This window comes from Candidatus Thiosymbion oneisti (assembly GCF_900092655.1).
In the GTDB taxonomy this organism is placed as follows: Bacteria; Pseudomonadota; Gammaproteobacteria; order Chromatiales; family Chromatiaceae; genus Thiosymbion; species Thiosymbion oneisti.
Genome location: NZ_FLUY01000992.1, coordinates 1 through 252, shown reverse-complemented (window position 1 = coordinate 252; position 252 = coordinate 1). Strand labels below are relative to the sequence as shown.

The window sequence follows — 252 nt, the reverse complement described above, 5'->3', positions numbered from 1 at the left end:
GTTAGAGGCAAGCGCAGAGACCCAATTCTCACGGACCGACCCCGACGCACGAGCCTTGAGCAAGGGGAAACAGCATGTAACCGGCGACAACGTGCAAAGCAGCGTCGATGAGAAACACAAGCTCATTGTGCATCACGACGTCACCAACACCGGGAACGATCAGAACCAGCTCAGCCGTCAATGCCAGCAGACCATGGCGGTGCTCGGCGTGGAGAGCCTGACCGCGGTTGCCGATGCTGGCGACTACAGCGA

General features: G+C 59.5%; 1 pseudogene. It reads left to right on the top strand.

Going from position 1 to position 252, the window contains the following annotated elements:
- A pseudogene (locus BQ17_RS21775) lies at positions 1–252 on the top strand (IS5/IS1182 family transposase); the annotation flags it as partial.